This is a genomic window from Stenotrophomonas sp. Ps181 (assembly GCF_025697425.1).
Lineage (GTDB): Bacteria > Pseudomonadota > Gammaproteobacteria > Xanthomonadales > Xanthomonadaceae > Stenotrophomonas > Stenotrophomonas sepilia.
Genome location: NZ_JAHWBI010000001.1, coordinates 21034 through 46221 on the forward strand (window position 1 = coordinate 21034; position 25188 = coordinate 46221).

The window sequence follows — 25188 nt, forward strand, 5'->3', positions numbered from 1 at the left end:
GCGCGGCGACGTTGGATCCAGGCTCGCGTGGATCCAGGGCGGGCGGAGGGCTAGACCCTCCGCTCCATCTCCACGGCGTCGATCCCGGCGCCGTGGCCATTGGACACGATCCGCGTCACCTGGAAGCCCAGGCCAGCATAGAAGCCCTGGGTGTGCTGGCTGGTGCTGAGCGTGATGCGCTTGATCGAGGGATCCGCTTCGGCCTGGCGCAGGCGTGCGAGTGCCAGTTCGCGGCCCAGGCCGTGCCGGTGCAGCGCGCGCTGCACCATGCCCCAGCAGAAGCCGGCGCTGCCGTCGCCACGGCGCGAGAGGCCGCCACAGGCCACGACGCTGCCATCGCGCTCGATCACCTGGAATGCACAGTCCGTGGCCTGCTCGTGCAGGAAGCGTTCGAAGTCGCTGCGCTCTTCGGGCGCGAAGTAGTTGGGTACGTTGCTGTCGAAAATCGACAGGCAGGCGCTGGCATCGGCGGGGCGGTAGAGGCGGAGATTCATGGGAAACGCCATGGAGTTGCCCGGCTGCATTTCAACCGTCCAGACGTTGGGAGGGGGCGAAGCGTTCAAGGGTACATGGAGCGATGCCGATCCTTTACAGGTGACTTCTTCCCCACTCGAATGACCGTGCGGAATGCAGGCGCCTGTACCAGGCGGGTGCGTCGGTGGCGGGTAATGGCGAGGCGCATCCGGTCGCGATGGCGTGCAGTGGGGCGCGGTGGCTTCTGGGCTATGCTTTCCACATGTGGGACTGACCGCGCGGCAGGATCCGCCGGCCCCATTCGTCTTCCCGCCTGCAACGGAGCTGCCCAGCGATGCCCGACCCTTCTTTTCTCCGGCCTGCCCAGCTCATGCGCGGTCTGCTGTTTGGCGCGGTGGGTCTGTTGATCCTTGCCATGGCCGCCTTCGAGGTGACGCATCGCTTCGAGTTCCTAGAGGTCGCGCAGGCCGTTGATGGCCAGGTCGAGCGCCTGAACGCCGGCGGATCGCATCCGCAGGTCGCGTTCACCACCGCGACCGGCCAACGCGTCTCGTACCCGCAGGGCGGCATGATTTTCGGCTATGAGCCGGGGCAACCGGTACGCGTGCTGTACGACCCGGCGCAACCGCGGCTGGAGCCGGTCCTGGATACGTTCGGTGCGCTGTGGGGAATGACGGTCGTGTGGGTGCTGCTGGGGCTGGTGTTCGTCGGCGCCTGCGTGCGGGGACTGCTCCGGCGCAGATGACCCGCGGCGGATCGCGCGCCGTCGGCGGGCGGGCCGTTGGACCGGCCACGACGGCAGGCCCGTTCAGTCCGGTAGTACCTGCGGCGATTCCCGACAGCCAAATGAAAAAGCCGCCCACTGGGCGGCTTCTTCATCTATCTGGCGGAGAGAGGGGATTGTCGGTGCATCCCTGCACCCGATCCCGATGCGCGTTGCGCCCCGGGACCAGCCTGCGGCTGTCCGGTTCTGCTCCTGCAGAACCGTCGAACCCCGGCGGGGCTTCTCACCACCCATCCCATCCGCCAGGCAAACGCAAAAGGGCCACCCTGTGGGCGGCCCTTTTGCGTTTGTCTGGCGGAGAGAGGGGGATTCGAACCCCCGAAGCGCGGTTTAGACGCTTACACACTTTCCAGGCGTGCTCCTTCAACCACTCGGACACCTCTCCGGATCCCTGCCATCGGCAAACGCCTCAGCAGGGGCGCAGATTCTAGCGGGCGGCGCGGCCGGACACAAGCGCCCAGATCAGGGACGCGTCCGGGGGCATTGTTGGCGAAGGGGCTGGACAGGCATGGCACAATGGAACATCCGATGGAAAACGGTGGCCTGATGTCCTATCTCGTCCTTGCCCGCAAGTGGCGTCCGAAGCGTTTTGCCGAGCTGGTGGGCCAGGAGCATGTGGTCCGTGCGCTCAGCAATGCGCTGGACAGCGGCCGGGTCCACCATGCGTTCCTGTTCACCGGTACCCGTGGCGTGGGCAAGACCACCATCGCGCGCATCTTCGCCAAGTCGCTCAACTGCGAGCAGGGCACCAGCGCCGACCCGTGCGGCCAGTGTGCCGCCTGCCTGGACATCGACGCCGGCCGCTACATCGACCTGCTGGAAATCGATGCCGCGTCCAACACCGGCGTGGACGACGTGCGCGAGGTGATCGAGAACGCGCAGTACATGCCCTCGCGCGGCAAGTACAAGGTCTACCTGATCGACGAAGTGCACATGCTGTCCAAGGCGGCGTTCAACGCACTGCTGAAGACGCTGGAAGAGCCGCCGGAGCACGTGAAGTTCCTGCTGGCCACCACCGATCCGCAGAAGCTGCCGGTCACCGTGCTCAGCCGCTGCCTGCAGTTCAATCTCAAGCGCCTGGACGAAGACCAGATCCAGGGCCAGATGACCCGCATCCTGGCGGCGGAAGAGATCGAGGCCGACGGCAGCGCCATCGTGCAGCTGGCCAAGGCCGCTGACGGCAGCCTGCGTGACGGCCTGTCACTGCTGGACCAGGCGATCGCCTATGCGGGCGGCGCGCTGCGCGAGGATGTGGTGCGCACCATGCTGGGCACTGTGGATCGCACCCAGGTGGCGGCGATGCTCGACGCGCTGGCCGAGGGCGATGGCCCGCGCCTGCTGCAGGTGGTGGCCGCGCTGGCCGAATTCTCGCCGGACTGGAGTGGCGTGCTGGAAGCGCTGGCCGAAGGCCTGCATCGCATCCAGGTGCAGCAGCTGGTGCCGGGCGCCGCCGTCGCGGAAGGCCTGGATGTGGCGGCATTCGCCGAGCGCCTGCGCCCGGAAGTGGTGCAGCTCTGGTACCAGATGGCCTTGAATGGCCGTCGCGACCTGCCACTGGCACCGAGCCCGCGCGCGGGCTTTGAGATGGCGGTGCTGCGCATGCTGGCGTTCCGTCCGGCCGCAGCGGTACCGCCGGTGCCGAAGGCCGTCGACGGTGCGGTGGGTGGCACGCCGGGTGGCAACGCTGCCGGTGGTGGCGCCGATGCCGGAAGCCATGAAGCGACGCCGGCCGCGGCGGCGCAGGCGGCCGCTCCGGCGGCTGCACCGCGCGAACCTGAACCCGAACCCGAGCCGGCACCGCAACCGGAGCCGGAGCCGACGCCTGAACCCGAGCCGGTTCCGGTGGAAGAGCCCGTGTCACCGCCGCCGGTGAAGGCCGAGGCGCCGGCGTCTGCCATCGCTGCAGAGGCAAGCGATGACCTGCCGCCGTGGGCCACCGACGAAGCCGAGGCGCGGGATGGGGCCCTGGCGGCCGAGATGGCCGGCCCGGATGCCGCCATGGTCGCGCCCTGGCATGAACCGCCGGCTCCTGCCGCGGATCCAGGCGAGCCTGCGCCGCCGGAGCGTTCGTTCCGCGCCGAAGGTATTGCCATTGCGCCGGCCGAACCGGCTCCGACGCGTGACGCCGCGCCGCAGGAAGGTGTCAGCGAGCTGGCCACTGCCGAAGACTGGCTGGACCTGGTCGCCAACAGCGGCCTCAGCGGCCCCTCGCGGCAGCTGGCTGCCAACGCCGCCTTCATCAGCTGCCAGCACGGGACCTTGAAACTGGGCCTTTCGCCCGGATTTGAGTACCTGCGCTCGGAGCGCGCGCTGGCTGCCCTGGGCGAGATGCTGCAGAAGGCCCTTGGCCAGGCGCCGAAGATCGTGGTCGAGACCGTGGAAACCGAACACGTTCCGGCCGAGACCCTGCATCAGCGTGCCGACCGCCAGCGTGGCGAGCGGCAGCAGGTGGCAGAGGCCGTTTTCATGGATGACCCGGAAGTGCAGGTGCTGATCCAACAGCACGGTGCCCGGGTTGTTTCCGATTCCATCCGTTCTTTTGACGAGTAAGACACTATGCGCGGCAATATCGCCCAACTGATGCAGCAGGCCCAGAAGATGCAGGAAAACCTGCAGAAGGCCCAGGAAGAAATCGCCAGGATCGAAGTGACCGGCAGTGCCGGCGGCGGCATGGTCAGCGTGACCCTGACCGGCGCCAAGGAATGCCGCAAGGTGCGCATCGACCCGTCGCTGACCAGCGACCCGGAGATGCTGGAAGACCTGATCGCCGCCGCCTTCAACGATGCCTCGAACAAGATCGATGCCGAGTCGAAGTCGAAGATGGGTTCGGCCACCGCCGGCATGCAGCTGCCGCCGGGCATGAAGCTGCCGTTCTGATTTTTTGGCGGGGCGCCTGTCGCTGCAGGCGCCCGCTGCAACCCTCAGTCGAGCAGGGCTCGACTCTACACGTAGCTGTCGAGCTTGCTCGACGCAATGAAAGCATGCCGCCGTGTCCGCACCCCTGCTTGAACAACTGATCGACGCGCTGCGGGTGCTGCCTGGTGTAGGCCAGAAGACGGCGCAGCGCATGGCCTACCACCTGCTCGAGCGCGAGCGCGAAGGCGGCCAGCGCCTGGCCGAAACGCTGGCCTTGGCGGTGGAGCGTATCGGCCACTGCGCGCAGTGCCGCGACTTCAGCGAGACCGAGCTGTGCCCGACCTGCGCCAACAGCAGCCGCGAGCGCAGCCAGCTGTGCGTGGTCGAATCGCCGGCCGATCGTCTCGCGATCGAGAACGCGACGGGTTTTCGCGGTGTCTACTTCGTGCTGCAGGGCAGGCTGTCGCCGCTCGATGGCGTCGGCCCGCGCGAGCTGGGCCTGGAGCAGCTGGAGCAGCGGCTGGCCGAAGGTGAGGTACAGGAGCTGATCATCGCCACCAGTGCCACCGTCGAAGGCGAAGCCACCGCGCATTACCTTGCGCAGCTGGCGCGCGCGCGCAAGGTGCAGCCCAGCCGGCTGGCACAGGGCCTGCCGCTTGGCGGCGAGCTTGAATACGTTGACCGCGGCACGCTGTCGCACGCGTTCGGGACGCGCAGCGAATTCCGCGATTGAGCACCACCCGGGCATCGCCCGGCGCGGCCGGCCTACAATGCGGAAGACACTCCCGCCGAGGCCGACCATGAGCAACGAAACCCTCTTCAGCAAGATCATCCGTCGCGAGATCCCGGCCACCATCGTCTATGAGGACGACGAGGTGCTGGGCTTCAAGGACATCGCACCGCAGGCGCCGGTGCACGTACTGTTCATTCCGAAGAACGAGATCATCCCGACCCTGGACGACCTGCAGCCGTCGCAGGCGCACCTGGTCGGCAAGCTGGCCCTGGCCGCTGCCGAATACGCGCGCCGCGAGGGTTTCGCGCAGGACGGCTACCGCATCGTGATGAACTGCCGCGAGCACGCTGGGCAGACCGTGTTCCACATCCACATGCACCTGCTGGCCGGCGCGCCGCTGGGGCATTTCGGTACGCCGGGGCGTTGAGGCCCTGTCCACGCATGCGTGGATGAAAAAGGCCGCCCGAAGGCGGCCTTTTCCGATCATGCAGGGTGGGTGGCGATCACCACCAGCCCCAACGGCCGTAGCCACCCCAGTACGGGCCCCACGGACCCGGGCCCCACGGGCCATAGGGGTAGGGCACCACATCGACCTGGCGCTGTTCCGGCCACAGGTAGATCACATCGGCCGACAGCTTCGGCAGGCGGTAGTCGTAGTCCCCGATGCGCGTGTTCTGGTAGCCGTCGATCTTGCCGATGAAGGTCACGTCACGGCCGGGTTCAAACACGGCCGGGTCGTAGAAACCGGCGCGGCAGGCAATGAAGCGGCCGTCGCTGGCGTCGGACGAGGTGGTGTTCGGGCGGCCACTGGCGTTGAGCGGGCGCGAGATCATCTGGAAGCAGGTCTCGCCCTGGCCGGGCTTGGTCTCGATGATGCGGCCGCCCCATCGGACCGGCGTGCCGACCTGCTGGGTGGCGACCGAGTCGCGCGGGGAAACCAGGCTGAACTGTCCCTGCAGCGGCTTGGGGGCCGTGGCGCAGGCCGACAGGGCCAGCGTGGCCACAGCGGTGAGGAGGAACTTGGTGTTCATGGGGAGGCTCCGGAAGTCGGGCGATGCCTGCGCAGGTCCCGCAATAATGAAGCGAGGTCGGTGCAAGTTCCAGCGTAGCGCGCGTCGGCGAAACGCTGGCTGAGCGCGAGCAGGGTCGGGTCGGGGCGCTGCCGGTGAACCCGCTGTGCCCAGTCCTGTGCGGTTTCGTGCGGTTCGCGGGCCAGGCCGAGGCGCGCATACCGCCGCCCGAGCCGGTGCCAGGCGCGCAGCAGCGGGTCGCGCTCGCGCTCGCCGCGGGCCAGCAGCCAGGCCATCCACGCCAGTGCCAGCAGGGCGGCGACCACGAATCCGGTCACCAGCTGCGCCGGCCCGAGGTCATCCAGCCCGAACGGCTTGAGCAGTTGCTGCTGGCGGCGTGCATCGAAGGACAGCACCAGGTCGTTCCAGCCGCGGCGCAGCCAGTCACCCATCTGCCCCAGTTGCAGCCAGCGCTGTTGCAGCGGGGTATCGGTGCCGGCCTGCAGGCGGTCGTCCAGGGTGTCCAGGATGCGTTCGGGTGCCACGGCGGCAGTCGGGTCGACCCGCACCCAGCCGCGTTGCGGCAGCCAGACTTCGGCCCAGGCGTGGGCATCCATGCGACGCACCACCCAGTAGTCGCCGATGCGGTTACGGGTACCGCCTGCGAAGCCGGTCACCACCCGGGCCGGAATGCCGGCGTTGCGCATCAGCACCACGAAGGCCGAGCTGAAGTGCTGGCAGAAGCCGGCCTTGTAGTTGAACAGGAAATCGTCGACCGGATCGCGCCCCGCCACCGGTGTATCCAGCGTGTAGGAGAAGTCGCGGGTGATCCATTGCAGCGCACGGCGGACGATGGCCTCGTCATCGCTGCCGGCCTCCTGCCGCCATTGCCGCGCGAGCTGGGCGGTGCGCGGATTGAAGCCGGGCGGAAGCTGCAGCGCGGCGCGGCGCAGGTACGGCGACAGATCGGTGTCGAACCGTTGCGGCGGCGCCGAATGCAACCGCCAGCGGCTGAGCGCGGACAGCGTGCGGTCGCTGCGCAGGCTCATGTCGGCATCGAAGCTGCTGCCCTCCGGTGCGCGGCTGGGCAGGTCCAGTGCCACCAGCAGGCGACGGTCGGTGGGCTCGTAGTCGATCTGGTAGTCCCAGCCCTGTGCGGTGGTTTCGACCACCGGTGCGGGGCGCCCGGCCGTCGCGCGATCGCGGCTCCAGCGGTGGCCGTCGAACGACGTCAGCACCGGGCCGCGCCAATAGCGCTGCGCAGGTTCGGGCACCGCGCCGAAAAACTGCACGCGCAACGCGGGGGTGTCGTCGGCCATCAGGTCCAGCCACTGGTCCGGCGCCATGCTGTCAGCCAGGCCCGGTGTGCCCACCGCTCGCTCGGGTACGCCCCACAGCGGCGTGGACAAGCGCGGGAACAGCCAGAAGCAGGCCAGCGCGAGTGGCAGGCCGATCCCCAGCAGGCGGCCGACACCACGCAGTTGTCCGCGCAGCGGCAGGCGAGGGTTGTGGCCCTCGTCCAGGGCCAGGCGTTGCAGGGCCAGCAGTGCGGCAACTGCGGCCAGCGCTGCCAGCCCGGTGGTCAGCGGCCCCTGGTCGAGCAGGAAGGCCGCGAACGGCGAGAACAACGCGAAGCCCAGCAGGCTGCGCGCATCACGCAGGTTGCGCAGTTCGCTGGACTTGATCGCCAGCATCGCCGCCAGCAATGCGCAGCCGGTATCGCGGCCCGGCCGCACCATGCCCATCTGCCAGACGATGGTGGCAAGCATGGCCAGCACCAGCAACAGGCGAACCGGCATCGGCAGCACCCGCCGCCACGAAAGCGCAGCGGTCAGCACCGCGGCGATCGCGATCACGCTGGCAAGCACCGGCGGCAGCTGCAGCAGCAGTGGCAGCAGCGCCAGCGCTGCGCTGGCCAGGGTCCAGGTGCGGGCATTGCGGTCGAGCAGGACGGCAGGCTCAGTCATGGGGCATCAATGCCAGTGCGCGCAGGCACAGGTGGTGGTGGCTGGCGCCCTGGCCGGGCCCCAACGGCGGATGGGCCGGAAGCAGCAGCGTATAGCGACGGCCTTCGCGCTCGGCCATGTCGACCCAGCGTGCCAGGCGCGCGATGCGCGCTTCATGGCCCAGCGGTGCCAGCGTGCGCCAGTCCAGCACCACTTCGATGCCGATCGGCTTCTCGTACTCGCGTACCAGCAGGCTGTCGCGGCGCGCCGAGTGTTTCCAGGCAATGCTGCGCGGGGCATCGCCGGCACGATAGGGGCGCAACTGGTGCAGCTCATCGCCACTGGCATGGGCGCGGGTGTGCAGTGGGTCGTTGCCACGTTCCGGAAGCGGCGGTGCCAGTGCCTCGGCCAGCGGGTAGACCAGCAGCGGCTGCTCCGGCCACACCCACGACCATGCCCGCACCAGTCCCAGCGGCTGCGTGCTCGACAGGCGGATGCGGGGCAGTTCCAGCCAGCCGCGGCGCTCGCTGGGAACATCCAGCTCCACTTCGCCGCGACCGTGTGCAGGCAGTGCAACCCAGGCCTCGCTTGCGCCCAGCTGCAGGTGCAGCCCAAGGCGCGCGCGCGGGTCGCGCAACGAAAGGTCCACGCGCAGGCGCAGGGGATGCCCGGCCGGTACCGGTTCGGCGGAGACCGCGTCGATCTGTATGCCGGACAGTTGCAGGTGCGCGGCGATGGCGCTGGCGATCGCTGCCGCGGCCAGCAGCAGCGCCAGCAGCAGGGCTGGGTTGTTGTTGTAGTTCAATGCACCCAGCAGCATCGCCGACAGCAGGGTGGCGACGAACAGGCCGAAGCGGGTCGGTAGTACGTAGATGCGATGGCGGTCCAGTCGCTGCGGCAGGGCTTCGGGCCTGCGGGGACGTGCCAGCAGCTGCATGCGTGCCCAGCGTGTGGCCACCTTCAGTCCACCGCGACGGTCTGCAGGATCGCCCGCGCCAGCGCCGGCCCGGAGCTGGATTCGGCTTCGGCCACCAGGCGGTGGCCGGCCACCGCCACGAACAGCGTCTGCACGTCTTCGGGCACCACATGCCCGCGGCCGAGCAGCAGCGCGTGTGCCCTGGCGGCACGCAGCAGGGCCAGTCCCGCGCGCGGTGACAGGCCTACGCGCACGCCGGCATGGTGTCGGCTGCGGGTCAGCAGCGCCTGCACGTAGTCGATCAACGCGTCGCTGGCATGCACCTGGCCAACCGCTTCACGCAAGGCACGCACCTGGGTGTCGTCCAGCTTTGGCACCGCGCGTGCGATCAGGTCGCGGCGATCACTGCCGCGCAGCAGCTCGCGCTCGGCCTGCGCGCTGGGGTAGCCCATCGCCAGCCGCAGCAGGAAACGATCCAGCTGCGAATCCGGCAACGGGAAGGTGCCGGACAGGTCGACCGGGTTCTGCGTGGCGATGACGAAGAACGGGTCGGGCAGTGGATGTGTCTGTCCATCCAGCGTGACCTGCTGCTCGGCCATCGCCTCCAGCAACGCGCTCTGCGTGCGCGGCGGTGCGCGGTTGATCTCATCGGCCAGCAGCACGTGGGTGAACACCGGGCCGGGATGGAACTGGAACTGGCGGCTGCCGGCCTCGTACACCGAAACGCCAAGTACATCCGCCGGCAACAGGTCGGAGGTGAACTGCACGCGCTGGAAGCTGAGGCCGAGGCTGCTGGCCAATGCGTGCGCCAACGTGGTCTTGCCCAGCCCGGGCAGATCCTCGATGAGCAGGTGGCCGCCGGAAAGCAGGGCGACAAAGGCCAGCCTGACTTCCGGCACCTTGCCCAGCACCAGTGCGTTCACCTGATCCTGTGCCTCCCGCAGGGCCTGGCGCAGTTGATCGGTTAGCATGCTGGGATTGGGGGACGAGGCTGGCATGATCGTCTCAGGTCTGGAATCCATTCGATTATCCATAGAGCAATGCAAGGCGAACAGCGCGCGCGGACGATATTTCTCTGGTTGTGGACGCTGGTCACAGCGGCCAAGCTGGTGGTGGCTGCGCGCCTGCCGCTGTTCGTCGATGAGGCGTTCTATTGGCAGGAAGGCCAGCATCTGGCCGCTGCCTATTCCGACCTGCCTGGGCTGACCGCCTGGCTGGCACGCCTGGGCGTGGAGATCGGTGGCCATCACGTACTCGCATTGCGCCTGCCGTTCCTGGCCATCGGCGCGCTGCTGCCGATGCTGGTGGTGCGCATCGCCACGCGCTGGTTCGGCAACGTGGCCGGTTGGCAGGCGGGCAGCCTGACCCTGCTGATGCCGTTGTCGGCCACGCTGGGCCTGCTGGCCGTGCCGGACGTGCCGATGGCGCTGGCGGCGGTGATCTGCCTGCACGCAGGTGCACGCCTGCTGCACAGCGTGGATGCGTCCTCGGCGATGAAGCTGGCGCTGGGCCTGCTGATCGGTGCGCTCAGCCACTACCGTTTCATTGGTGTCATCGGTGTCGGCTTCATTGCGCTGCTGGCGTTGCCGCAGGGCCGTCGCATGCTGGCCGACCCGCGCGTATGGGTGGCGCTGGCGGTGGGTGTGCTGGCCTGGCTGCCGTTGCTGGCGTGGAATGCCGACAACCACGATGCCGGCCTGAAGTTCCAGGTGGTCGAGCGCCACCCGTGGGCGTTCGAGTGGGAGGGGCTGTGGTTCCTGGTGATCCAGCCGATGCTGGTGACGCCGATCCTGTGCATCGCGATGTGGAAGGTCGCCCTCGCGGGTACCCGCAGTGGCGGTGGGGCGCGGGTGCAGTGGCGCTATTTCGGCCTGGTGGGCGGGGTGTCGACGCTGGGCATCTTCCTGCTGGGCTTCTTCACCGATGTCGAGCGGATCAGTTTCCACTGGCCGCTGCCAGGCTACCTGGCGTTGCTGGTGGCCGTGCCGGTGGTCCTCAACGGTTGGCCGCGCTGGCTGCGCCGTACCGGCTGGTGGCTGGCTGCTGCAGGTACGGTGCTGGCGTTCGGCTACTACCTGATGGCGTCCACGCCGGCACTGCGCGAGCAGATGGCCGGCAGCAAGTACTACCCGCGCAACTTTGCCGGCTGGCAGCCACTGGCCGTGGCGGTGCGTGACGAACTGCGGCAGATGCCACCGGGTACGCGTGTGCTGGCGGGCAACTTCAAGGTTGGTGCCGAACTGGGCTTCCAGCTGGGCAACGGTGATATCGAGGTGTTGCCACATCCGCTCAACGACAAGCATGGGCGCACCGCACAGCTGGCGCAGTGGGACCTGCTGCACGAAGGCCCGCGCAGTATGCCGATGCTGCTGGTGTTGTCACCCAGTGACCAGCGCTACCGCGATCTGCTGGCGCGCTATCATGCCATCTGCGAGCAGGTGGGGCCGCTGCCGGCGCCGCGCGTGGTCAGCAGCGATCATGGCTTCCAGCGGTTCCTGCTGTTCCGGCTGCCGGCCAAGCGTGCACAGGGGCCCTGCGTAACGCCCGCGATGGCTTGGCTGGATGCGCCGTCCAACGGTGAAAAGGTCTCCGGAACGCTCGCCATCAAGGGGTGGGCATTCAAGGATGGGGTCGGGCTGGCGCGGGTTGAAGTGCTGGTTGATGGCCGCCCGATCGGTGACGCGCGTTATGGGCGCGTGTTCGACGTTCGCCCCGCCTGGCCGGGCAGTACCGATCCGCAGCATCCGGCGGTGGGCTTCGACGCGTCGCTGGACAGCACCACGCTGGCGCCGGGCCGGCACTGGCTCGGCCTGCGCCTGCACGGGCGCGATGGCAGCGTGGAGGCGTGGCAGGAGCAGCCGTTCGAGGTTCGTTGAGGTCCTCTGGTCCTGTAGAGCCGAGCCGATGCTCCGCTGCTTCTGCTTCAGATGGCAGGCGGCCTCGAAAAAAGCAGCCGAGCATGGGCTCGGCTCTACCGTTCACGGCACCGCGAATCCAGCCCTGCGCAGCAGGCCGCACAGCGCGATCAGTGGCAGGCCGACCAGCGCGGTCGGGTCGCGGTTGTCGATCGCCTCGAACAGGCTGATGCCCAGGCCCTCGCACTTGAAGCTGCCGGCGCAGTCCAGCGGCTGCTCGACGGCGACGTAGCGGGCGATCTCCTGCGAGTCCAGCGCGCGGAAGTGCACTTCGGTCAGATCCAGGGCGGCCAGGGATTCTCCATCCCGCCTGAGACTGATTGCCGTGTGAAAGCGTACCGTCTGCCCGGACATCGCCACCAGCTGCGCACAGGCCGCCTCGACCGTGCCCGGCTTGCCCAGCGGCTGGCCGTTCAGGTCGGCGACCTGGTCCGAGCCGATCACCCAGGCACCCGGATGCCGCGTGGCGACATCGGCCGCCTTGGCGGCGGCCAGGCGCGTGGCCAGGGCCAGCGGACCCTCGCCGTTCAACGGCGTTTCATCCACCTCCGGGCGTGCGCAGTCGAAGGGCAGGCCCAGCCGTTGCAGCAGTTCGCGACGGTAGCGGGAGGTGGAGGCCAGGACCAGTGACATGCGAGAATACCGGGGCAGGGTGCGGCAGTCTGGCCCGCCGGCAACGCCAGCAGCAAGTCCTGTATGGCGGGCATTTGACAGCGGGCGGTGCGATCCTTAGTATTCAGCGGCTTATGTCCGCGAACGTGCCCGAAACGCTGGATGCCTGGCGGATGGTTGTAGCGCGAAGGCGCTTCGACGGTCAGGTCTCCCTGGCTGAATTGACCCGCCTGCAGGGGTTGGTCGCAGATACCGACGGCGAGTGTGTCTACTCGCTTGAATTCGGTCGCGACGACGTCTTGCGGGTATCCTATGTGGAACTGACCATCGACACCGCGTTGCCGCTGACCTGTCAGCGCAGCATGCAGCGATTCCTGTTGCCGGTGAAGGTGACCCAGAGGCTTGGCCTGATCCGCGACGAGGACGAGGAATCGTCCCTGCCGGAGGAATACGAGGCGTTGCTGGTGCCGGAAGACGGCCAGCTGCGTCCGCTGGACCTGGTCGAGGACGAGTTGGTGCTGGCGGTGCCTGTGGTGCCGCTGTCACCCGACGGTGAGGCAGTCGACAAGGACTGGGCACCGAGCGAAGAAGAAACGAAGAAGGCCAACCCGTTTGCGGCGTTGGCAGCTCTGAAGAAACAATAGCAGCCGGATTGTCGTCGGCGGCTGCGGCGAAAGCGAAAGTGTGCTGGGCGCTGGCGTCCTGCGCGACGATACGACGAAGCAAAACGAACCGAGTTTGGAGCAATCCCATGGCTGTGCAGAAATCCCGTGTTACCCCGTCCCGCCGCGGCCAGCGCCGTTCGCATGACGCCCTGAGCGCCAAGCAGCTGTCGACCGACCCGACCACCGGCGAAGTGCACCTGCGTCACCACATCACTGCCGATGGTTTCTACCGCGGCAAGAAGGTCATCCAGACCAAGACCTCGGCCGTCGAAGAAGATTGATGTGCCGGGAAGGCCGCTGCTTCCGGGCAGCGGCCTTTGCCTTCTTTCCCGGGCGTGCCGGTGATCGGCGGCCCGCGCAACAGGAAACATGATGAGCAAGCGGATCTATTCGAGGATCGCGGGCACCGGTAGCTATTTGCCGGAGAAAGTCCTGACCAACGCCGACCTGGAAAAAATGGTCGAAACCTCGGATGAGTGGATCCAGTCGCGCACCGGAATTCGTGAACGGCACATCGCGGCCGAAGGCGAAACCACCAGCGACCTTGGCTACAACGCCGCCCTGCGCGCGCTTGAAGCCGCAGGCATCGATGCCTCGCAGCTCGACATGATCGTGGTCGGCACGACCACTCCTGACCTTATTTTCCCGTCCACCGCGTGCCTGATCCAGGCCAAGCTCGGTGTGGCCGGGTGCCCCGCCTTCGACGTCAACGCAGCCTGTTCCGGCTTCGTGTTCGCGCTGGGCGTGGCCGACAAGTTCATCCGCTCCGGCGACTGCAAGCACGTGCTGGTGATCGGCACCGAAACGTTGACCCGCATGGTCGACTGGAACGATCGCACCACCTGCGTGCTGTTCGGTGATGGCGCCGGCGCCGTCGTGCTCAAGGCCGACGAAGAAACCGGCATCCTCAGCACTCACCTGCATGCCGATGGCAGCAAGAAGGAGCTGTTGTGGAACCCGGTCGGCGTTTCGACCGGGTTCAAGGATGGCGCCAATGGTGGCGGCACCATCAACATGAAGGGCAACGACGTGTTCAAGTACGCCGTCAAGGCGCTGGACTCGGTCGTGGACGAGACCCTGGCCGCCAACGGCCTGGACAAGTCCGACCTGGATTGGCTGATCCCGCACCAGGCCAACCTGCGCATCATCGAAGCCACCGCCAAGCGCCTGGACATGTCGATGGACCAGGTTGTGGTGACCGTCGACAAGCACGGCAACACCTCGTCCGGTTCAGTGCCGCTGGCGCTGGATGCCGCCGTGCGGTCGGGCAGGGTCGAGCGCGGCCAGCTGCTGCTGCTGGAGGCCTTCGGCGGCGGCTTCACGTGGGGTTCGGCCCTGCTGCGCTATTGATAGTGCAAGTTACGACAACGTGAAGTCTTGTCGTTGCGGCCCTCCGGGGCCGTAACGCGTTTAAGGAGGACCTGTCATGGTTGAGCCCATCGTCATCGAAGGGCAACGTGCCTGGCTGAAGCAGTACGGCAAGGGAAGCCGAGCACTGGCCCTGGGCCTGCTCAATTTTGTTGCGCGCCGTTTCCATCTCGATGCCCTGCGCCCGCCGCCGCACCGTGGTGGCGACGCCGCGCGCGAAACCGAGGCCCGCCGCCTTGCAGAGCTGCAGGCGCAAGGCGTGAACGTACCGGACGTGCTGGGCACCGGCCATGCCGCGCTGGTGATCGGCGACAACGGAAGTTCGTTCAATACCTGCCTGCGCGAAGCCGACGAAGCCGGTCGTGATCGGCTGGTGATGGCGGCAATGCAGGCCATTGCCCAAGCGCATGCGCGCGGCGCCTATTTCGGCCAGCCGTTGCCGCGCAATCTCACCTGGGATGGGCAGCAGGTCGGCTTCATCGATTTCGAGGAAGATCCGCTGGAAGTGATGGACCTGTCCGAAGCGCAGGCCCGCGACTGGCTGATGTTCGGCTATGGCGTGGCCAAGTACTACGCTGACCGCCCCGAACATCTGCAGGCGATGATGGCCGAGGCGATGGGCGGGGTCCAGGCGCCGGTGCGCGAGCACGTGCATGCGGTCAGTGGCCGCCTGCGCAGCCTGGCCAGGGTCTGCATGAAGCTGGGCCGCTCAGCGCGCGCGCTGGCCCATTCGATCTTCATCACCCACGGTGCCAGCACTGCTGGCGTGCTGATGCTGGTGGGCCTGTGCGTGGATTTCCTCGCCGACGGCGATCTGGACGTCCTGCAGCTGTTCTGCTGATCGTCGGCCGGGGTCGGATCCCATTTCCCGTGGAAAAGGGATCTGACCCTGTCATTGCTCCATACGCCTGCATACGCGCACGTACAGACGACACAGCGGATTCCCCCTTATCATGGCCCGCTTCGATTGCAACAAGCGGATGACCGCGTGACCGTATCCACCCTCGCTTTTGTCTTCCCCGGCCAGGGCTCGCAGTCTGTGGGCATGGTGGCCGAGCTGGCCGAACTGCACCCGCAGGTGCGTGAAGCCTTCACCGAGGCATCCGATGGTGCCGGCGTCGACCTGTGGGCGCTGTCCCAGGGCGGCCCGGAGGAAATGCTCAACCGTACCGAATACACCCAGCCGGCTCTGCTTGCCGCGAGCATCGGTGTGTGGCGCGCCTGGAACGCCGTGGGCGGTCCGCGCCCGTCGGTGCTGTCCGGCCACAGCCTGGGCGAGTACACCGCCCTGGTTGCCGCCGGCGCGCTGAGCCTGCATGACGGTGCGCACCTGGTGCGCCTGCGTGGCCAGCTGATGCAGGAAGCGGCGCCGGCCGGTGTCGGTGCCATGGCCGCCGTGCTCGGTGCCGAAGACCAGCTGGTGCTGGATGTCTGTGCCGAAGCCGCAGGCAGCCAGGTAGTGGTGCCGGCCAACTTCAATTCGCCGGGCCAGATCGTGATCGGTGGCGACGCCGATGCGGTCGACCGTGCGCTGGCGCTGCTGGCCGAGAAGGGCGTGCGCAAGGCGGTCAAGCTGGCCGTCAGCGTGCCCTCGCACACCCCGTTGATGCGCGAAGCCGCCAACCGCCTGGCCGAAGTGATGGCCGGCCTGTCCTGGCAGGCGCCGCAGCTGCCGGTGGTGCAGAACGTCGATGCCCAGGTGCACGACGGCGTGGACGCCATCCGCACCGCGCTGGTCCAGCAGCTGTACCAGCCGGTGCAGTGGACCGGGTGCGTGCAGGCGCTGGCCGCCCGCGGCATCACCCAGATCGCCGAGTGCGGCCCAGGCAAGGTGCTGACCGGCCTGGTCAAGCGCATCGACAAGGCCATCGACGGCCGTCCGCTGGCCACGCCGGGCGACTTCGAAGCCGCCCGCGAGGCATGGTCGGCCTGACCTTCCCTGTTCCTGCCGGCCGTACCGGTGGCCGCTGCAAGCGGCACGGTGCGGCGGCCGCTCCCGTCTGAGGAAAACATCATGAGCAAGCCCCTGCAGGGTGAAATCGCACTGGTCACCGGTGCCAGCCGTGGCATTGGCGCCGCCATCGCCGATCTGCTGGCCGCCCAGGGCGCCACCGTCATCGGCACCGCCACCACCGAATCCGGCGCCGCCGCGATCGGTGAGCGCCTGGCCGCCCACGGCGGTCACGGCCGCGCGCTGAACGTCACTGACGCCGCTGCGCTGGACAGCGTGCTCGATGGCATCGCCAAGGAATTCGGCCCGATCTCGATCCTGGTCAACAATGCCGGCATCACCCGCGACAACCTGCTGATGCGCATGAAGGAGGAGGACTGGGCGTCGATCATCGACACCAACCTGACCAGCGTGTTCCGTACCAGCAAGGCGGTGATGCGCGGCATGATGAAGGCGCGCAAGGGCCGCATCATCAACATCGCATCGGTGGTGGGCGTGACCGGCAATGCCGGCCAGGCCAACTACGCCGCGGCCAAGGCCGGCATCATCGGCTTCAGCAAGTCGCTGGCCAAGGAAATCGGTTCGCGCGGTGTCACCGTCAATGTTGTCGCACCCGGCTTCATCGACACCGACATGACCAAGGCGTTGCCGGAAGAAGCGCGTACCGCGCTGATCAACGACATCGCCCTCGAACGCCTGGGTTCGCCGGAGGACATCGCCCATGCGGTGGCGTTCCTGGCCAGCCCGGCTGCCGGTTACATCACCGGCGAAACCCTCCATGTGAACGGCGGCATGTACATGCCGTAAGCAAGGGGCGCAGGGATTGCGCCGCAAGTGGTTGATCTGCGGAGGTTTTTGCTGCAATGCAAGGCCGCGCCGGTTTCCACTACACTATCCCACGGCCATCGCCCTTGATGGCGACCACTTTTGAACCACAACTCCATCTGGAGCGAGATCCCATGAGCACCATCGAAGAACGCGTCAAGAAAATCGTCGTCGAACAGCTTGGCGTCAAGGAAGAAGAAGTCACCAACAGCGCATCGTTCGTCGATGACCTGGGCGCTGACTCGCTGGACACCGTCGAGCTGGTGATGGCCCTGGAAGAAGAATTCGAGTGCGAGATCCCGGACGAAGAAGCCGAGAAGATCAGCACCGTGCAGGCCGCCATCGACTACATCAAGGCCCACGTCAAGGCCTGATGTCAGACGGCAGTGCGCGCGCGGGTCTCCGCTCGCCGCGCACCGCACCCCATGGGGCCGCAGTTGCGGCCCCGTGTGTTTGAGCATCACACCGAAGCAAACCGTGTTACCCGATTGAACCTTCGGGTCAGGAGAATCAGCAATGAAGCGTCGCGTCGTCGTAACCGGCCTGGGTATCGTCTCGCCGTTGGGCAATGATCTGGCCAGCAGCTGGGAAGGCATCACCCACGGTCGTTCGGGCATCGGTCCGCTGACCAACGTTGCCGATGCCTACCTGGACCGGTTCACCACCAAGATTGCAGGTGAGGTCAAGGGCTTTGACATCACCGCCGACAACGAACTGTTCGGCAAATTCCGGGTCAGCGGCAAGGATGCCAAGAAGATGGACCCGTTCATCCATTACGGCCTCGGTGCCTCGTTCATGGCCCTGCACGACTCGGGCCTGGAGATCACCGACGCCAATGCCGAGCGCATCGGCGCCATTGTCGGCGCCGGCATCGGCGGCCTGCTCGGTATCGAAGAGCAGACCATCGAGTTCCACGAGGGCAAGAAGATCTCGCCCTTCTACGTGCCCAAGACCATCATCAACATGCTGCCGGGCCAGCTGAGCATCATCACCGGCCTGAAGGGCCCGTCGTTCTCGGCGGTGTCGGCGTGCGCGACCTCGAACCATTCGATCGGTACCGCGATGCGCATGATCCAGTACGGCGATGCCGACGTGATGGTGGCCGGTGGCGCCGAGCGTGGTTCGTCGCCGACGGCACTGGGTGGCTTCTGCGCGATGAAGGCGATGAGCACCCGCAACGACGCACCGGAACAGGCCTCGCGCCCGTGGGACAAGGAGCGTGACGGCTTCGTGCTGGGTGACGGCGCCGGCATCCTGATCCTGGAAGAGTACGAGCACGCCAAGGCCCGTGGTGCGAAGATCTACTGTGAACTGGCCGGCTTCGGCGCCAGCTCCGACGCGTATCACATGACCGCCCCGAGCGAGAACGGCGAAGGCGCCGCACGCTGCATGGTGATGGCCATGAAGGACGCCGGCGTGAGCCCGGAGCAGGTCGGTTACCTCAACGCGCACGGCACCTCCACGCCGCTGGGCGACCTGGGCGAGACCATGGCGATGAAGACCGCCTTCGGCGACCACGCCTACAAGATGATGGTCAGCTCCACCAAGTCGATGACCGGCCACCTGCTGGGCGCGGCCGGCGGCGTGGAAGCGATCTTCTCGGTGATGGCGCTGCAGGACAACGTCATTCCGCCGACCATCAACCTGCAGCAGCCGGGCGAAGGCTGCGACCTGGACTACGTGCCCAACGAAGCACGCCAGGCCAAGGTCGGCGTGGTGATGTCCAATGGCTTCGGCTTCGGCGGCACCAACGGCACGCTGATCTTCAAGCGCGTCTGACCGAGTTGTAGCGTCGGGCCATGCTCGACGCCGCGTTCTACGGAGCCGCCGCAAGGCGGCTTCCGTGCATCTGATCCCCCGAACTGGCCGCCATGACCCACGCACCGCTGATCCACCCGCTGCCGCACCCGATCGATCTGCTGGCCCTGCAGCAGCACGACCCGGCGCGCTTCCCGCTGCTGATGGAATCCACCGCCTCGGGCACCGCCCAGGGCCGCTGGAGCCTGCTGCTGGCCGCGCAGGGCGAGGGCCTGCGTCTGGACGCCGATGGCCAGGTGCGCGACCTGCAGGGTGCCGTGCAGCCCGGCACGTTCCTGCAGGCGCTGGATCGCGCCTGGCAGCACGAACGCCTGCCGCACGACGGCAGCCACAGCCTGCCGTTCCGTGGCGGCTGGGCGTTGATGCTGGACTACGAAGTGGCCAGCCAGATCGAACCGGTGCTGCCAACGCGTGCGCGCGAGGACGGCCGCCCGACCGCGCTGGCGCTGCGCTGCCCGGCCGCGCTGCTGCACGACCACCAGAACGACGCCAGCTTCGTCATCGCCGAAGCCGGTGAGCAGGCCCTGCTGGAGGCGCTGGTGACCTTGGCGTCGCAGGCACTGCCGGAGGCCGGGCACGGCTGGCAGCCGCCGCAGTCGGTGGGCGAGGATGCGCCGCAGCGCTTCACCGACGGCGTGCGCCGGGTGATCGAGTACCTGCGCGCCGGCGATGTGTTCCAGGTGAACCTGTCGCGGCGCTGGAGCGCGCAGTTCGCTGCGCCGGTCAGCCCGCAGGCGCTGTACGCGCAGCTGCGCCGTGCCAACCCGGCGCCGTTTGCCGGCCTGTTCAGCGCGCACGGCCGCCACGTGGTCAGTTCCTCGCCGGAACGGCTGGTGTCGGTGCATGCCGGCCACGCGCAGACCCGGCCGATTGCCGGCACGCGTCCGCGTTTTGAAGGCGACGATGATGCCGCGCGCATCCAGGAGCTGGTCGGCCACCCGAAGGAGCGTGCCGAGCACGTGATGCTGATCGACCTGGAGCGCAACGATCTGGGCCGTATCTGCCTGCCCGGCACCGTGGTGGTGGATGAGCTGATGACCGTGGAGAGCTACGCGCATGTGCACCACATCGTCAGCAACGTCAGCGGCCACCTGCGCCCGGAGGTCACGCCCGGCGAGGTGATTGCCGCCACGTTCCCTGGTGGCACCATCACCGGCTGCCCCAAGGTGCGCTGCATGCAGATCATCAGCGAACTGGAGCAGGTGCCGCGGGGTGCCTACACCGGCGCGTTCGGCTGGCTGAACCGCGATGGCGACCTGGACCTGAACATCCTGATCCGCACCGCCGAGGTGGATGGCCACGAGGTGAGCTTCCGCACCGGCGCCGGCATCGTGGTCGATTCGGACCCGGACAAGGAACTGGACGAGACCCGCGCCAAGGCCCGCGGCCTGCTGCGCGCGCTGGGCCAGCAGGGGTAGTGCCGGCCGCTGGCCGGCAACCTCATTCATCCACGATCCGCGCGATTGCCGGCCAGCGGCCGGCACTACCGGTACCGGCGGGTGCCGTTGTTCCGGTGGGTGCCGACCGTTGGTCGGCACTGGGTGTGTGGCTCTGGTCATGACCCCACACCACCGGCACGGTATCCTGCACGACGGAATCGAGTTCAGAGGTAGTCCATGGCGGGAGCCAAGCGCGGGTGTCTGTTCGTGGTAACGCTGGTGGTGGTGCTGGCCGCCGTCGTGGCCGGCGCGGGCGCGTGGTTCTTCTACCAGCAGACCCGCTTCGCCGATGCCCCGATCACCCCGACCGCCGAGAGCGTGGTCATCGCCAGCGGCGATGGCATGAACAGCGTGCTGCGCAAGCTGCGCGAGGCCGGCGTGGACGAGGGCCAGGACACCCAGTGGCAGCTGCTGGCGCGCCAGCTCGATGCGGCCGGCAAGTTGAAAGTGGGCGAGTACGCGCTCAGTGGCGAGCTGACCCCGCGCGAGCTGCTGCTGCGCATGCGCGCCGGCAAGGTGCTGCAGCACCGCGTCACCATTGTCGAGGGCTGGAACATCCGCCAGCTGCGTGCCGCGCTCAAGCGCGCCGAGCCGCTGCTGCACACCACCGATACCCTGGATGACGCCGCGTTGATGCAGCGCCTCGGCTTCGGTGGCCAGCATCCGGAAGGCCGCTTCCTGCCGGAGACCTACGTTTACCAGCGCGGGGACAGTGATCTGGACGTGCTCAAGCGCGCCCACGCCGCAATGGAAAAGGCGCTGGACGAAGCCTGGGAAAGCCGCGCGCCGGACCTGCCGATCAACACGCCCTACGAACTGCTGACGCTGGCCTCGATCATCGAGAAGGAAACCGCGCTGGCCAGCGAACGCCCGCAGATCGCCGGCGTGTTCATGCGCCGCCTGAAGATCGGCATGCGCCTGCAGACCGACCCGACCGTGATCTACGGCCTCGGTGCTGCGTACGACGGCAACATCCGCCGTCGCGACCTGACTACCGATACGCCGTACAACACCTATACCCGCGCTGGCCTGACCCCGACCCCGATCGCCATGCCCAGCCGTGACGCGCTGATGGCCGCCGCACAGCCGGCGCCGGGCGACGCGCTGTACTTCGTCGCCGTCGGCGATGGCAGCGGCGCGCACGTGTTCTCGCCCAGCCTGGACCAGCACAACGCCGCCGTAGCCCGCTACCTGCAGCAGCTGCGACAGCAACGTACCCAGGAGACCCAGGCGCAATGAGTCCCGCGCTGCTTCGCCACCCGCGTTTCGTCAGCCTGGAAGGCGGCGAGGGCGCGGGCAAGACCACCGCCATCAATGCCATCCGTGAGTGCCTGCGCAGCCACGGCCACGAGGTGGTGCTGACCCGTGAACCGGGCGGCACGCCACTGGCCGAGCGCATCCGCGGCCTGGTGCTGAAACCCGATGCCGAAATCGCCGCCGAACCGCTCAGCGCCGAAGCCGAGCTGCTGCTGGTATTCGCCGCGCGCGCGCAGCACGTACGCCAGGTGATCCAGCCAGCACTGCAGCGCGGCGCCTATGTGCTGAGCGATCGTTTCACCGATTCCAGCTATGCCTACCAGGGCGGTGGCCGTGGCCTCGACCCGCAGTGGATCGCCGACCTGGAGCGCCGCGCGGTCGGCCTGCTGCCGGGCCTGACCCTGCTGCTGGACGTGGACGTGGCCGTCGGCCGCGCGCGCGCCAACGGCCGTGACCTGTGGCCGGACCGCATCGAGAGCGAGCAGGACGATTTCTTCCAGCGCGTGCGCGAAGTGTTCCGCGGCCGTACGCAGCAGGACCCGCAGCGCTTTGCGTTGATTGATGCGGGCCAGGAGCAGGCGCGCGTGGCCGCCGACGTGGTCGCGCGTGTCGAGCGCTGGCTGCAGGACGGGGAGGGCGCATGAGTACCTTTTCACCGTGGCAGCAGCGCGCGTTCGATCAGACGGTTGCCGCGCTCGACGCCGGTCGCCTCGGTCATGGCCTGCTGATCTGCGGCCCGGCCGGGCTGGGCAAGCACGAGGTCGCGCTGGCGCTGGCCGACCATGTGCTGGCGCAGGGCGATGCAGCCCACGCAACGCGTACGCGCCAGCTGATCGCAGCGGGCACACACCCGGACCTGCAGCTGGTCAGCTTCATTCCGAACAAGAGCGGCGACAAGCTGCGTACCGAGATCGTCATCGAGCAGGTGCGCGAGATCACCGACAAGCTGGCGCTGACCCCGCAGTACGGCGTGGCGCAGGTAGTGATCGTCGATCCGGCCGATGCGATCAACCGCTCGGCGGCCAACGCACTGCTGAAGACGCTGGAAGAGCCGCAGCCCGGCCGCTACCTGTGGCTGATCAGCAGCGACCCGGCACGCTTGCCACAGACCATCCGCAGCCGCTGCCAGCGCCTGGAGTTCAAGCTGCCGCCGCAGCACGAGGCACTGGCCTGGCTGCAGCAGCAGGGCCATAGCGAGGCGTTGGCGCGCGAAGCGCTGGACGCCGCGCGCGGCCATCCCGGCCAGGCCGACAACTGGCTGCGCGAAGATGGCCTGAGCCTGCGCCGAGAAGTAGGCCGTGAGCTGGAACAGCTGGCTGCCGGCAAGACCGGTGCGGTGGAACTGGCGCAGAAGTGGTGCGGCGATGAAAACGCGGCATTGCGCCTGCGCTTTGCCGCCGACCTGGCGCTGGCCCAGGCCAGCACCGATGCCTTGACCACGCCGGAGCGATTGCACAAGCTTGCAGCCTGGTTCGATGCGGCCAACCGCACCCGCGACCTGCTGCGCACCACGGTGCGTGCAGACCTTGCGGTGGTCGAGTTGCTGCTGGCCTGGAACAAGGTGAACGAGCGGCCTGCCGCAAGGGGAAATCGATGAGTGCCAGCAACGCCCGCCAGGGCATCCTGTCCCTGGCTGTGAAGGACAAAGCCGCGCTGTACAGCGCGTACATGCCGTTCGTGAAGAATGGCGGCATCTTCGTGCCCACGCCCAAGCGCTACTTCCTGGGCGACGAGGTGTTCCTGTTGCTGACCCTGCCCGATTCCAGCGAGCGCCTGCCGGTGGCCGGCAAGGTGATCTGGGTGACCCCGGCCGGCGCACAGGGCAACCGCACCGCCGGCATCGGCGTGCAGCTGGCCGACGGTGCCGAAGGCGAGGGCGTGCGCCACAAGATCGAGACCCTGCTGGCCGGCCTGACCGGTTCGGACAAACCGACCCATACGATGTGAGGCCGCGCCGCGCGGCCCTGTAGAGTCGAGCCATGCTCGACTGCCGTTGCCCGAAAACCCCCGTGAACACGAATGTGAAAAACTGTTGACGGCCTCTGAAAAGCCCCTATAATGAGCGGCTCAGCAACACACCGGGCGGTTAGCTCAGCGGTAGAGCATTGCCTTCACACGGCAAGGGTCACAGGTTCGATCCCTGTACCGCCCACCATATTGCAGAACGAAAGAAGCCTCCAGCAATGGAGGCTTTTTTTGTTGCCTGTCATCCGGCAGGATCAGCCGGAAACGCACATCGTTTCAGCCGTGCCGCTCCAGCAGCTCGCGCGCGATCATCGCCGTGGCATCCAACAGGTCGTGGCCGCTGCCGGCCTGCACCACCACCGCCAGCAGGCTACGGCCCACCTCGGCATTGCCGCTGGTCAGCTCCATCTCGCCTTCAAAGCACAGATCGGCCAACCATTCATGGGCCTGCTGCAGCCCGCGCTTGCGGACCCGGCGGAATTCCGCAAGCAGCTTCGCCTGGCCGGCCTCCTGCTCGCCATCGGCCAGCAGGCCGATGGCACCGCCGTGCGCCGCGCGCCAGAGGGCCGGTAGCGGGCGACCGTTCGCGTCCACCACGTCCGGCGAGAACTGCGCGCAGTACATTTCGTAGCGCTTGCCCGCTGTGCTGCGGGGCACGATGCCGGCTTCGGCCAGCAGGCGTTCGGCTTCATCCAGTGTGCTGAACTTCAAGCGCAGCAGTGCAGGGCGGCTCAGCTGTTGTGCCAGCGCGTGCTGGTTGGCCGCGAACCAGACGTTCCAGCCCACGGTTGCGCGGCCTTCCAGTGCGGCCTTGAAGTACTCCAGGTGTTCGGCGTCCATTGCGGTCTCCTGCGCTCCCTGCGCGATTGTAGCGGCAGCACATCCGGGCCGGTCAGGCATCGCCGCTGAAGAGGCAATGATGCGCCTCGCGCACCAGCTGTCGTGCGGCCAAGATCAGTCCGTCGATATGGAAGGCGCCCAACTGCTCGTTAGGACCGGCTTCGTTGCGCGCATGGTCGGCGGCCTGCAGCAGATCGAGCAACGCGCCGAGCCCAGATAGCGAGCGGCGCAACGAAGCGTGATTGCTGGCGCCGAGGGTGAGGCTGATGCACGGCTGTCCGTCATCGCCGTCAGCATGGTTGATCGCACTGAGACGGGCGAAGAACGTGGCCGACTGCGCCGGCAGGTTCTGTTCGTTCAGTGCGCACTCGATCTCGCGTGCGAGGTCTTCGGGCACATCGGCGGCGACGTCGCCGATCAAGGCGTGCAGGCGGGGATGGATGGCGGTGCAGTTGGTCATGGCGAAACCCTCACTGGCGTGAAGCCACCTTCCGAAGCGAAGGTGGCGGACGGTGCGGGTTGGCGTACCAAGGCACGAAAGCTCACTGGGAGAAAAAGCCTGGCGGATCTTCCGATCCCCACGCACCGCCCGCCATGGAAGGCAGTCGGTGCATTCTCTTTGCTGCGATCAAGATCGCAACTTCCAGTAGCTTGTTCGTTTATTCGAGACGCCAATCCCGGCCAAGGCGTCTTGCCTCGGCGCGGCGATCTTCAAGCCGGACAATCACATCGGTCTGTAAGGAAAATTCTCAACTGTCCCTAGGCAGGCCAGATGTTTCCCGATGTGTGCCGTCCAGCACCCGCGAGTAGTGCG

The 25188-nt window shown here is 67.5% G+C and carries 27 protein-coding genes and 2 tRNA genes; 20 read left to right on the forward strand and 9 right to left on the reverse strand.

Features of this window, described 5'->3' with window-relative positions; genetic code table 11:
* Positions 1 to 50 precede the first annotated feature (50 nt).
* A complete protein-coding gene (locus KXV01_RS00080) occupies positions 51 to 494 on the reverse strand; it encodes a GNAT family N-acetyltransferase (protein WP_263467253.1) in 444 nt (147 codons plus the stop codon).
* A 314-nt stretch (positions 495 to 808) separates the two neighbouring features.
* Here KXV01_RS00080 and KXV01_RS00085 point away from each other — a divergent pair, with 314 nt between their 5' ends.
* On the forward strand, positions 809 to 1219 hold the full coding sequence (locus KXV01_RS00085; protein ID WP_275043300.1) for a DUF3592 domain-containing protein: 411 nt from the start codon (positions 809 to 811) through the stop codon (positions 1217 to 1219).
* Between the two features lie 331 nt (positions 1220 to 1550).
* On the opposite strand, the gene KXV01_RS00090 is transcribed toward KXV01_RS00085, so the two are convergent.
* Positions 1551 to 1643 (reverse strand) — tRNA-Ser (locus KXV01_RS00090).
* A 143-nt stretch (positions 1644 to 1786) separates the two neighbouring features.
* Here KXV01_RS00090 and dnaX point away from each other — a divergent pair.
* From dnaX to KXV01_RS00110, 4 genes are all read left to right on the forward strand, one after another.
* Positions 1787 to 3808, forward strand: a complete 2022-nt coding sequence (dnaX, locus tag KXV01_RS00095) for a DNA polymerase III subunit gamma/tau (protein ID WP_263467254.1) — start codon at positions 1787 to 1789, stop codon at positions 3806 to 3808.
* 6 nt (positions 3809 to 3814) lie between these two features.
* A complete protein-coding gene (locus KXV01_RS00100; RefSeq protein ID WP_019659509.1) occupies positions 3815 to 4135 on the forward strand; it encodes a YbaB/EbfC family nucleoid-associated protein in 321 nt (106 codons plus the stop codon).
* Between the two features lie 112 nt (positions 4136 to 4247).
* The gene (gene recR, locus KXV01_RS00105; RefSeq protein WP_005415496.1) at positions 4248 to 4847 is read left to right on the forward strand and encodes a recombination mediator RecR; all 600 of its coding nucleotides are present in this window, start codon (positions 4248 to 4250) and stop codon (positions 4845 to 4847) included.
* Between the two features lie 67 nt (positions 4848 to 4914).
* Entirely contained in the window at positions 4915 to 5274 is a 360-nt protein-coding gene (locus KXV01_RS00110) for a histidine triad nucleotide-binding protein (protein WP_005415497.1), read from the forward strand.
* A 76-nt stretch (positions 5275 to 5350) separates the two neighbouring features.
* On the opposite strand, the gene KXV01_RS00115 is transcribed toward KXV01_RS00110, so the two are convergent.
* From KXV01_RS00115 to KXV01_RS00130, 4 genes are read right to left on the reverse strand one after another with little or no spacing between them, the layout of a single operon-like run.
* Positions 5351 to 5878, reverse strand: a complete 528-nt coding sequence (locus KXV01_RS00115; protein WP_049417063.1) for a Slp family lipoprotein — start codon at positions 5876 to 5878, stop codon at positions 5351 to 5353.
* Positions 5875 to 7824 carry a DUF3488 and transglutaminase-like domain-containing protein gene (locus KXV01_RS00120; RefSeq protein WP_263467270.1) on the reverse strand — a complete coding sequence of 650 codons (1950 nt, stop codon included), beginning with the start codon at positions 7822 to 7824 and terminating at the stop codon, positions 5875 to 5877. The genes KXV01_RS00115 and KXV01_RS00120 overlap by 4 nt, the downstream gene beginning before the upstream one ends.
* Positions 7817 to 8740, reverse strand: coding sequence for a DUF58 domain-containing protein (locus KXV01_RS00125; protein WP_049417065.1), 924 nt, complete (start codon positions 8738 to 8740; stop codon positions 7817 to 7819). The genes KXV01_RS00120 and KXV01_RS00125 overlap by 8 nt, the downstream gene beginning before the upstream one ends.
* 23 nt (positions 8741 to 8763) lie before the next feature.
* A complete protein-coding gene (locus KXV01_RS00130) occupies positions 8764 to 9717 on the reverse strand; it encodes an AAA family ATPase (RefSeq protein ID WP_049417066.1) in 954 nt (317 codons plus the stop codon).
* Positions 9718 to 9759: 42 nt separating this feature from the next.
* Between KXV01_RS00130 and KXV01_RS00135 the strand changes: the two genes are divergently transcribed.
* A complete protein-coding gene (locus tag KXV01_RS00135; protein ID WP_111191834.1) occupies positions 9760 to 11595 on the forward strand; it encodes a glycosyltransferase family 39 protein in 1836 nt (611 codons plus the stop codon).
* A 102-nt stretch (positions 11596 to 11697) separates the two neighbouring features.
* Here KXV01_RS00135 and KXV01_RS00140 read toward each other — a convergent pair whose 3' ends face one another.
* Positions 11698 to 12267, reverse strand: coding sequence for a Maf family nucleotide pyrophosphatase (locus KXV01_RS00140; RefSeq protein WP_049440539.1), 570 nt, complete (start codon positions 12265 to 12267; stop codon positions 11698 to 11700).
* A gap of 113 nt (positions 12268 to 12380) precedes the next feature.
* On the opposite strand from KXV01_RS00140, the gene KXV01_RS00145 reads away from it, so the two are divergent.
* The 14 genes from KXV01_RS00145 to KXV01_RS00210 all read left to right on the forward strand — a co-directional run bounded on the left by KXV01_RS00145 (position 12381) and on the right by KXV01_RS00210 (position 23724).
* A complete protein-coding gene (locus KXV01_RS00145; RefSeq protein ID WP_049404889.1) occupies positions 12381 to 12890 on the forward strand; it encodes a YceD family protein in 510 nt (169 codons plus the stop codon).
* A 107-nt stretch (positions 12891 to 12997) separates the two neighbouring features.
* On the forward strand, positions 12998 to 13192 hold the full coding sequence (rpmF, locus tag KXV01_RS00150; RefSeq protein WP_005408308.1) for a 50S ribosomal protein L32: 195 nt from the start codon (positions 12998 to 13000) through the stop codon (positions 13190 to 13192).
* 91 nt (positions 13193 to 13283) lie between these two features.
* Positions 13284 to 14261, forward strand: coding sequence for a beta-ketoacyl-ACP synthase III (locus KXV01_RS00155; RefSeq protein ID WP_005415505.1), 978 nt, complete (start codon positions 13284 to 13286; stop codon positions 14259 to 14261).
* 76 nt (positions 14262 to 14337) lie between these two features.
* A complete protein-coding gene (locus KXV01_RS00160) occupies positions 14338 to 15120 on the forward strand; it encodes a hypothetical protein (protein WP_049417070.1) in 783 nt (260 codons plus the stop codon).
* Between the two features lie 147 nt (positions 15121 to 15267).
* A complete protein-coding gene (gene fabD, locus KXV01_RS00165) occupies positions 15268 to 16212 on the forward strand; it encodes an ACP S-malonyltransferase (protein ID WP_005415507.1) in 945 nt (314 codons plus the stop codon).
* Between the two features lie 81 nt (positions 16213 to 16293).
* Positions 16294 to 17037, forward strand: a complete 744-nt coding sequence (fabG, locus tag KXV01_RS00170) for a 3-oxoacyl-ACP reductase FabG (RefSeq protein ID WP_049440536.1) — start codon at positions 16294 to 16296, stop codon at positions 17035 to 17037.
* A 152-nt stretch (positions 17038 to 17189) separates the two neighbouring features.
* Positions 17190 to 17429 (forward strand): acyl carrier protein, encoded by a 240-nt coding sequence (gene acpP, locus KXV01_RS00175; protein WP_005415509.1) that lies wholly within the window; start codon positions 17190 to 17192, stop codon positions 17427 to 17429.
* A 142-nt stretch (positions 17430 to 17571) separates the two neighbouring features.
* On the forward strand, positions 17572 to 18834 hold the full coding sequence (gene fabF, locus KXV01_RS00180) for a beta-ketoacyl-ACP synthase II (protein ID WP_263467309.1): 1263 nt from the start codon (positions 17572 to 17574) through the stop codon (positions 18832 to 18834).
* A gap of 92 nt (positions 18835 to 18926) precedes the next feature.
* Positions 18927 to 20291 carry an aminodeoxychorismate synthase component I gene (locus KXV01_RS00185; RefSeq protein WP_111191836.1) on the forward strand — a complete coding sequence of 455 codons (1365 nt, stop codon included), beginning with the start codon at positions 18927 to 18929 and terminating at the stop codon, positions 20289 to 20291.
* 198 nt (positions 20292 to 20489) lie between these two features.
* On the forward strand, positions 20490 to 21551 hold the full coding sequence (mltG, locus tag KXV01_RS00190; RefSeq protein WP_049417073.1) for an endolytic transglycosylase MltG: 1062 nt from the start codon (positions 20490 to 20492) through the stop codon (positions 21549 to 21551).
* Positions 21548 to 22213 (forward strand): dTMP kinase, encoded by a 666-nt coding sequence (gene tmk, locus KXV01_RS00195; RefSeq protein WP_263467310.1) that lies wholly within the window; start codon positions 21548 to 21550, stop codon positions 22211 to 22213. Before mltG ends, tmk begins: the two co-directional genes overlap by 4 nt.
* Positions 22210 to 23166, forward strand: a complete 957-nt coding sequence (locus KXV01_RS00200) for a DNA polymerase III subunit delta' (RefSeq protein ID WP_099494684.1) — start codon at positions 22210 to 22212, stop codon at positions 23164 to 23166. Before tmk ends, KXV01_RS00200 begins: the two co-directional genes overlap by 4 nt.
* Positions 23163 to 23516, forward strand: a complete 354-nt coding sequence (locus KXV01_RS00205) for a PilZ domain-containing protein (protein ID WP_005412452.1) — start codon at positions 23163 to 23165, stop codon at positions 23514 to 23516. The genes KXV01_RS00200 and KXV01_RS00205 overlap by 4 nt, the downstream gene beginning before the upstream one ends.
* A 133-nt stretch (positions 23517 to 23649) precedes the next feature.
* Positions 23650 to 23724, forward strand: a tRNA-Val gene (locus KXV01_RS00210).
* Positions 23725 to 23810: 86 nt separating this feature from the next.
* Here the strand turns inward: KXV01_RS00210 and KXV01_RS00215 are convergent.
* The gene (locus tag KXV01_RS00215) at positions 23811 to 24374 is read right to left on the reverse strand and encodes a hypothetical protein (RefSeq protein WP_005415515.1); all 564 of its coding nucleotides are present in this window, start codon (positions 24372 to 24374) and stop codon (positions 23811 to 23813) included.
* Positions 24375 to 24426: 52 nt separating this feature from the next.
* A complete protein-coding gene (locus tag KXV01_RS00220) occupies positions 24427 to 24834 on the reverse strand; it encodes a hypothetical protein (RefSeq protein ID WP_099494685.1) in 408 nt (135 codons plus the stop codon).
* Positions 24835 to 25188: the final 354 nt, after the last annotated feature.

Bases quoted from the DNA above. Each gene is read 5' to 3' on its own strand.
- KXV01_RS00080 (WP_263467253.1), bottom strand. From the start codon at position 494: ATGAATCTCCGCCTCTACCGCCCCGCCGATGCCAGCGCCTGCCTGTCG.
- KXV01_RS00085 (WP_275043300.1), top strand. From the start codon at position 809: ATGCCCGACCCTTCTTTTCTCCGGCCTGCCCAGCTCATGCGCGGTCTG.
- dnaX (WP_263467254.1), top strand. From the start codon at position 1,787: ATGGAAAACGGTGGCCTGATGTCCTATCTCGTCCTTGCCCGCAAGTGG.
- KXV01_RS00100 (WP_019659509.1), top strand. From the start codon at position 3,815: ATGCGCGGCAATATCGCCCAACTGATGCAGCAGGCCCAGAAGATGCAG.
- KXV01_RS00110 (WP_005415497.1), top strand. From the start codon at position 4,915: ATGAGCAACGAAACCCTCTTCAGCAAGATCATCCGTCGCGAGATCCCG.
- KXV01_RS00115 (WP_049417063.1), bottom strand. From the start codon at position 5,878: ATGAACACCAAGTTCCTCCTCACCGCTGTGGCCACGCTGGCCCTGTCG.
- KXV01_RS00120 (WP_263467270.1), bottom strand. From the start codon at position 7,824: ATGACTGAGCCTGCCGTCCTGCTCGACCGCAATGCCCGCACCTGGACC.
- KXV01_RS00125 (WP_049417065.1), bottom strand. From the start codon at position 8,740: ATGCAGCTGCTGGCACGTCCCCGCAGGCCCGAAGCCCTGCCGCAGCGA.
- KXV01_RS00130 (WP_049417066.1), bottom strand. From the start codon at position 9,717: ATGCCAGCCTCGTCCCCCAATCCCAGCATGCTAACCGATCAACTGCGC.
- KXV01_RS00135 (WP_111191834.1), top strand. From the start codon at position 9,760: ATGCAAGGCGAACAGCGCGCGCGGACGATATTTCTCTGGTTGTGGACG.
- KXV01_RS00140 (WP_049440539.1), bottom strand. From the start codon at position 12,267: ATGTCACTGGTCCTGGCCTCCACCTCCCGCTACCGTCGCGAACTGCTG.
- KXV01_RS00145 (WP_049404889.1), top strand. From the start codon at position 12,381: ATGTCCGCGAACGTGCCCGAAACGCTGGATGCCTGGCGGATGGTTGTA.
- rpmF (WP_005408308.1), top strand. From the start codon at position 12,998: ATGGCTGTGCAGAAATCCCGTGTTACCCCGTCCCGCCGCGGCCAGCGC.
- KXV01_RS00155 (WP_005415505.1), top strand. From the start codon at position 13,284: ATGAGCAAGCGGATCTATTCGAGGATCGCGGGCACCGGTAGCTATTTG.
- KXV01_RS00160 (WP_049417070.1), top strand. From the start codon at position 14,338: ATGGTTGAGCCCATCGTCATCGAAGGGCAACGTGCCTGGCTGAAGCAG.
- fabG (WP_049440536.1), top strand. From the start codon at position 16,294: ATGAGCAAGCCCCTGCAGGGTGAAATCGCACTGGTCACCGGTGCCAGC.
- acpP (WP_005415509.1), top strand. From the start codon at position 17,190: ATGAGCACCATCGAAGAACGCGTCAAGAAAATCGTCGTCGAACAGCTT.
- fabF (WP_263467309.1), top strand. From the start codon at position 17,572: ATGAAGCGTCGCGTCGTCGTAACCGGCCTGGGTATCGTCTCGCCGTTG.
- KXV01_RS00185 (WP_111191836.1), top strand. From the start codon at position 18,927: ATGACCCACGCACCGCTGATCCACCCGCTGCCGCACCCGATCGATCTG.
- mltG (WP_049417073.1), top strand. From the start codon at position 20,490: ATGGCGGGAGCCAAGCGCGGGTGTCTGTTCGTGGTAACGCTGGTGGTG.
- tmk (WP_263467310.1), top strand. From the start codon at position 21,548: ATGAGTCCCGCGCTGCTTCGCCACCCGCGTTTCGTCAGCCTGGAAGGC.
- KXV01_RS00200 (WP_099494684.1), top strand. From the start codon at position 22,210: ATGAGTACCTTTTCACCGTGGCAGCAGCGCGCGTTCGATCAGACGGTT.
- KXV01_RS00205 (WP_005412452.1), top strand. From the start codon at position 23,163: ATGAGTGCCAGCAACGCCCGCCAGGGCATCCTGTCCCTGGCTGTGAAG.
- KXV01_RS00215 (WP_005415515.1), bottom strand. From the start codon at position 24,374: ATGGACGCCGAACACCTGGAGTACTTCAAGGCCGCACTGGAAGGCCGC.
- KXV01_RS00220 (WP_099494685.1), bottom strand. From the start codon at position 24,834: ATGACCAACTGCACCGCCATCCATCCCCGCCTGCACGCCTTGATCGGC.